The organism is Desulfitobacterium sp. (assembly GCF_982384815.1).
On sequence record NZ_CEVWNY010000152.1, the window covers coordinates 1 to 6,125 of the forward strand.

5 protein-coding genes are annotated in these 6,125 nt (G+C 47.0%); all 5 read left to right on the forward strand.

Annotated elements, in window-relative coordinates:
• Window positions 1-254 (forward strand): PucR family transcriptional regulator (locus AC1U9U_RS15160; protein WP_479961389.1); only part of this gene is annotated, 254 nt, incomplete at its 5' end.
• Between the two features lie 108 nt (window positions 255-362).
• The gene (locus AC1U9U_RS15165) at window positions 363-2,402 is read left to right on the forward strand and encodes a molybdopterin-dependent oxidoreductase (RefSeq protein ID WP_479961390.1); all 2,040 of its coding nucleotides are present in this window, start codon (window positions 363-365) and stop codon (window positions 2,400-2,402) included.
• Window positions 2,399-2,947 (forward strand): 4Fe-4S dicluster domain-containing protein, encoded by a 549-nt coding sequence (locus AC1U9U_RS15170; protein WP_479961391.1) that lies wholly within the window; start codon window positions 2,399-2,401, stop codon window positions 2,945-2,947. The genes AC1U9U_RS15165 and AC1U9U_RS15170 overlap by 4 nt, the downstream gene beginning before the upstream one ends.
• 189 nt (window positions 2,948-3,136) lie before the next feature.
• Complete coding sequence (locus tag AC1U9U_RS15175; RefSeq protein WP_479961392.1) at window positions 3,137-5,722, forward strand: molybdopterin-dependent oxidoreductase; 2,586 nt, start codon at window positions 3,137-3,139, stop codon at window positions 5,720-5,722.
• Window positions 5,723-5,738: 16 nt separating this feature from the next.
• Window positions 5,739-6,125: 4Fe-4S dicluster domain-containing protein (locus AC1U9U_RS15180; RefSeq protein ID WP_479961393.1), on the forward strand; the 387-nt coding region annotated here is incomplete at its 3' end.

Consider the following 6,125-nt stretch of genomic DNA (forward strand, 5'->3'; position numbering starts at 1 on the left):
AATTTTACCGGGAGGTTCTTTCCGAACTGGAGCCTCAGGATAAGCAAAAAAACGAGCTGATCGAAACACTAGAGAATTATTTGGCCAATCATTGTGACTTAAAAGAGACTGCCAATGCCCTTTTTCTCCATCCCAATTCTCTTCGGTACCGCCTCAAACGAATCGAAGAGATGTTGGACATTGACCTTCAGGATTTTGACACTATAGTATCCTTGGTTATCGCCTTAAAAATTAAGTACCTGGTTAATAATTAGTGATGGGAGAATGTAAATTTCATGGCGTACAAGCTCAACCGGTGGCTTAGTTCGGCTAAGATATGTTCAAAAAGTACGGCCGGCCAGGGTTTTGTATGAGGAGAAACTATGAGCAAAGAAAAACAAATTTTTCAAAATGTTTGCCCCCGCAACTGTTTTGAGACCTGCGGAATTTTATCCACTGTGGAAAACGGCAGACTAATTAAAGTCGAAGGAAATCCGAGACATGGCTATACCCATGGTCGTCTCTGTGCCAAAGGGTATGCTTTTACGGAATATGTCTACAGCCCACAGCGCTTAAAATATCCCTTAAGGCAATTTCCCAGAGGATCGGGTAACTGGCTGCGTTTAAGCTGGGATGAAGCCTTAGAGTCCATCACCTCCAAAATATTAGAGCTTCATGACCGCTACGGCTCAACACTTGCCTGCGGTTATAATAAATATTCCGGCAACCTTGGACTTCTTCATAACGCTACAGAAGGAATGTTCAGGGGACTGGGATCACACACCAAGGTACACGGAGATTTATGCTGGGCGGCAGGCAACGATGCCCTCATTTATAATCGCGGTCAAGCCGGCCCACGTGATCCCGAGCTTCTAGTGAAGGCCAAGGCTATTGTCCTGTGGGGAGTTAACCCAGCTCGGACAGCAATCCACCAGTGGCATTTTATCAACAGGGCCAGGGATAAAGGAGCCAAGCTTCTGGTAATCGATCCGTTATTTACCGCTACTGCAGCCCAAGGGGATATATATCTGCAGATACGTCCCGGTACGGATGGGCTGTTAGCTATGGCCGTCCTAAAATATCTTTTAGCAGCAGAACTATTGGATATTGATTTTATAAAGGAACATTTTCATGGCTGGGAGGCCTTCCGGAACTATCTTCAAGAAGAGGTATCTCTTGAGGAAGCCAGCGCTGTTACAGGGGTGCCTCTGGAGGGCATCCGTGATTTGGCCGGGTTCTATCTGGAGCCACCTTGTGCTACCTGGGTAGGATTTGGTGCTCAGCGTTACTCCAACGGTGGGCAAACCATACGGGGTATTGATGCCTTGGTTGCCTTAACGAAAAACCACCTCCATGAGGGTGGTGGCCTATACTATAACAATCTTCCTAACGTTTTTCCCCTTAGTTTAATGAACTTTCCCCGGCCCCAAGAACAAGAAGACGCCGTCGAACGGAGTCTGGATATTAATCATTTTGCGAGGGAGGCGTTAGAATTAAAGGATCCTCCTTTTAAGCTCCTCTGGATAGCCGGTCATAACCCTTTTACTCAAGCTCATAACTTTCACTATTGGCAGAAGCTTATAAAGCAATTAGAGCTGATCGTAGTCGTGGATTTATTTATGACGGAAACTGCGGTCCAGGCGGACATTGTCCTACCCACAACCACCCCTTTTGAAGAATATGATTTACATCGCAGTTATTGGCATCAGTGGATTAGCATCAATGAAAAGGCTATTGAGCCTTTTTATGAAGCCCGCAGTGACCTGGAGATCGCCCGCAGCCTAACTAAAAACCTCAATGCGAAGCGTCCCAACTTCTCGAGTTTTCCCTGGCAGCTAACTGCTTTAGATTGGATTAAACGTGAGTTAACGCCGGAAGTTCTTAATCAGTTACGAATCAAGAGTTGGGAGGACCTTCTCAAAGGTCCCCGTAAGCTTAGGCTCAACACGGATACTGAAGCCGACCCCGAATATCAAACAAAAACAGGGAAGTTTGAGCTTATGTCCCCGAACGCCAAAGAAAATTATTTACCGGCGTTGGTTCGTTTTCGAGAACAAAAGCCTCCTTCCACTTATCCTTTACGTTTGTTAACTCCCCAAAGCCTCCTGAGGCTTCATTCCCAGTATCGATGGCTTAGTTCGCTGGATATAGAGGGAAAGGCAGATCAAGTGGAGATGAATCCTGAGGATGCGGAACAACGGGGATTGAAGGCTAAGGATCAGGTATCGGTCTTCAACAAAGGTGCCTCTATTCTTAGAAAAGTGAAGATAAATCCATATCTGCCGGGAGGAATTGTGGTTATGGCCCAAGGAGATTCCACTAATCTATTAGTGGCCGGACAAAATACAGATATGGGGACCCGTAGTGCCGGATCCCAAGGGGCAGCCTTCTACGATTCTTGGGTAGAGGTGAAGAAGAAATGAGCAAGATTAATGCTAAAGGGTTCCTCTTCAATGTGGATCGCTGCATCGGATGCCATTCCTGTGCTCTGGCCTGCAAAAGTGAAAATAATACTGCCGATGGGGTATGGTGGCGGAGAGTGAGTGAAAATGAGGTCGGGACATATCTCTCGATTTCCTGCAACCATTGCTCCAGCCCCGAGTGCTTCCGAGTTTGCCCGGAGAATGCTTATATTAAAAGAAGAGACGGCATCGTTCTTATCGACTCAAATCGTTGTGCGGGATGTCGGACCTGTGTGAACGCTTGCCCCTATCATGCGCCACAGTTTGACAATGTGGCTAACAGAACCAGCAAATGCAACTACTGTATTGAACGTCAAAAGGCCGACTTGCTGCCGGCATGCGTAGCAGCTTGTCCAACCGGGGCACTGAAAACTATTGACTTAAACAAGGACCCAGGTGCTGAAACGGTACCCACTGTGGAAGGGTTTCCGGATATTCGCTTGACCAGGCCATCCATTCGCTTTTATCCTGCTAAGGAAAAGAAGAGGTATTGGATAAGAAACTAATCTTTGAAAGCTGTAGTAAAGGAAACTTACTGTTTCCGTTACGACAGCTTTTTTAATTTGAAGTTATTCTAGAATATTTAAATATTACAAAAAACGAGTCTAGTTTTTGTAACTCTGTACAAAGGAATTTGTGCAATAATTAACAGGAAGAACTTTTAAGGTGTGCTAAATAATTTGGAGGTGAATGAGGTGGCTAATCTCATTGAGAAAGCAAAAAGTTACACAATGAACAGAAGACGTTTTCTGGGATTGACAGCAACCGTTACTGCAGGTGCGGCTGCAACGCTAACCCTGCCTGGATGCGGATTATCAACAGTGGATTCCACCACAGCTTCAGCCGGTTTGGCCGGCAAAGAAGGAGAGTGGGTTCCGGTAGCCTGCTGGCATAACTGTGGCGGACGTTGCTCCAACAAGGCCCTTGTGGTAGATGGGGTGGTAGTTCGTCAAAAAACAGATGACACCCATCCGGATAGTCCCGATTTTCCTCAACAAAGAGGTTGTAACCGGGGACGTTCCCAACGGATGCAAGTATTCGGTGCCGACCGTCTTAAGTACCCTATGAAAAGAAAACATTGGGAACCAGGCGGTGGTAATAAAGAACTCCGTGGTAAAGATGAATGGGTTCGTATTACTTGGGATGAAGCTTATGAGATCATCGCTGGTGAGATCAAACGGATCACCGAACAGTATAGCAATCGAGCAATTTTTGCTTCCAATGCCGGTGACTTTGGTCGTTTCCTCTCCCTGGCTGGGGGATATATCGGTTCCTGGGGAACAAGTTCCTGGGGTTCTTGGCGTTGGGGTCCCGAGAAATTCGGGATGGCCGAAGGCTTTTTCGAGCAAAGCATCAATGACCGCATGGATCTGCGCAATTCTCAGCTTATCGTAATTTTTGGCGGTAATGCTGCTTGGAGTGCACCTGGGAACCCGGCGTACAACTATCTGCAAGCGAAAAAAGCCGGAGCAAAGTTCATTTTTGTGGATCCTGTTTACTCAGATACAGCGGAAATGCTTGATGGGGAATGGATTCCCATTTATCCCACCACTGACCATGCCCTCTTCTTAGGTATGGCCTATACCTTACTCAAAGAAGATAATCCCGCTACCAATCCTCTCATCGATTGGAACTTCCTCAATAAATACACCGTCGGCTTTGATGCGGATCATATGCCGAAAGGTGCCGATCCCAAAGAAAACTTCAAAGACTATGTCCTTGGTGTTGCCGATAACACTCCCAAAACACCGGAATGGGCATCGGCAATCTGCGGTATCCCGGCTGAAAAGATCAAAGAACTGGCTATTGAAATAGCCAAAACCGAGCGCGTAGCCTTATTAACCGCTTGGGGTCCGGCTCGTACCCATAACTCAGACTCTTGGCCGCAAATGTTCATGACCTTTGGAGCGATGACAGGCAATATGGGTAAATCCGGATGCATGACCGGAGTAAGCTGTCACTATTCCACCGGCAATGGCGGTCCCGGCTTGGTTAAAGCAGGTGGCAATGGTTTGCCCCCGGTTCCCAACCCCATCAAAGAAACTATTAACGACAACGAAATGTGGCTGGCTGTCTTAAACGGAAAATATACTGCAGGCTATAAGGACGTAAAAGATGTCAACATCCAAATGATTTATCATGGTACGGAAGCCCATCTACAGACCCGCTCCGGTCAGGCTAAAGGAATTGAAGCCCATCGCAAAGTGGAGTTTGTTCTTTCCTGCAGCCACTTCTTAACCACCAATAGTAAATATGCGGACGTCGTACTGCCCGTTACTACCGAGTGGGAAAAAGTCGGTGGCTTTGGCAGCTTCATTAACCGGGAGAGTATGGTTTACTGGCGTAAAGTTACAGATCCTCTTTTCGAAGCCAAAAGCGATATCCGGATTGCCTATGAAATGGCTAAATATATGGGTCTTAATGCCGAGCAAGTCCTCCCCATTGATGAGAATCAACAGCACTACAATATGATTGCCGGTACCACTGTCATTTCTGCCGACGGCAAGACCTATGAGCCTCTGGTCACCTTGACCGAAGCCGATATCAAAGAACTCGGTGCAGTAGGAACTCCCCAACAAGGACGGATCACTTATCAAGAACTCAAAACCAGAGGCTCTTATCAAGTTGAGCGGAAACCCGGTGATAACTACGGATTTATCGCTTACGAGGATTTTGTCAAGGATCCGGTGGCCAATCCACTGAAAACTGATAGTGGTAAACTGGAAATTTATAGTCAGGCCTTAGCAGACTTTGTTAAGAGCAAAGGCTTTACCGAAATCAGACCGATTCCAACCTATAACCCACCGATTGATGGTCACGAGGCGACCTACAGCGATTTTGCCGCTAAGACCAAGGGAGAATTCCCGCTGCAGATAATTAACCCTCACTACTTGAGACGTTCTCACTCGATCTTGGACAATGTTCCCTGGCTCCGGGAAGCTTGGCCAAATCCTGTATTCTTGTCAACGAAGGATGCTGAAGAACGCGGCATTAAAGAAGGGGATACAGTGTTGATCAAGAGCCTCCATGGCCAAACCTTACGTCCCGCCCATTTAGTAGAATGGCTCTTGCCCGGAGTAGTGGCACTTCCTCATGGTGCTTGGGTTGATATCGATGAAAAGACCCAGATCGACAAAGCGGGTTCCGACAATATGCTTACGGGACCTATTGCTACCGGACAGGGAATCGGCGCATGGAACTCTCAGATCGCTCAGGTAGAGAAGTACAACGGTGCCCCCCTCGTGGAAGATGTAAAATGGCCCCAACGGATAGTTTTATAGGAAGGAGTGAGTAACCTTGGCACAAAAAGGATTTTATTATGATCAAACCGCCTGTATCGGTTGTAAAGCCTGTCAAATTGCTTGTAAAGATAAAAATGATTTAAAAGTCGGACCCCGTTACCGTCGTGTTTATGATATAGAGACCGGAAAGTTTCCTAATCCCCGCCGTCTCCACCTATCCCTTAGCTGCAATCACTGTGAAAAACCCAAATGTGTAGAGAACTGTCCTACCGGGGCTCTCTACAAACGGTCTGAAGACGGACTGGTGCTCCATGATCATGACAAATGTATCGGTTGCCGTCTTTGCACATGGTCCTGCCCTTACGGTGCTCCCCAATACAAAGAGGAAGAAGGTAAAGTGGGCAAATGTGATGGGTGTGCCGATTTACTGGCCAAAGGGGAA

What these genes read in the sequence shown, in the direction of transcription:
- AC1U9U_RS15170 (WP_479961391.1), top strand. Translation starts at nt 2,399, where the DNA reads ATGAGCAAGATTAATGCTAAAGGGTTCCTCTTCAATGTGGATCGCTGC.
- AC1U9U_RS15165 (WP_479961390.1), top strand. Translation starts at nt 363, where the DNA reads ATGAGCAAAGAAAAACAAATTTTTCAAAATGTTTGCCCCCGCAACTGT.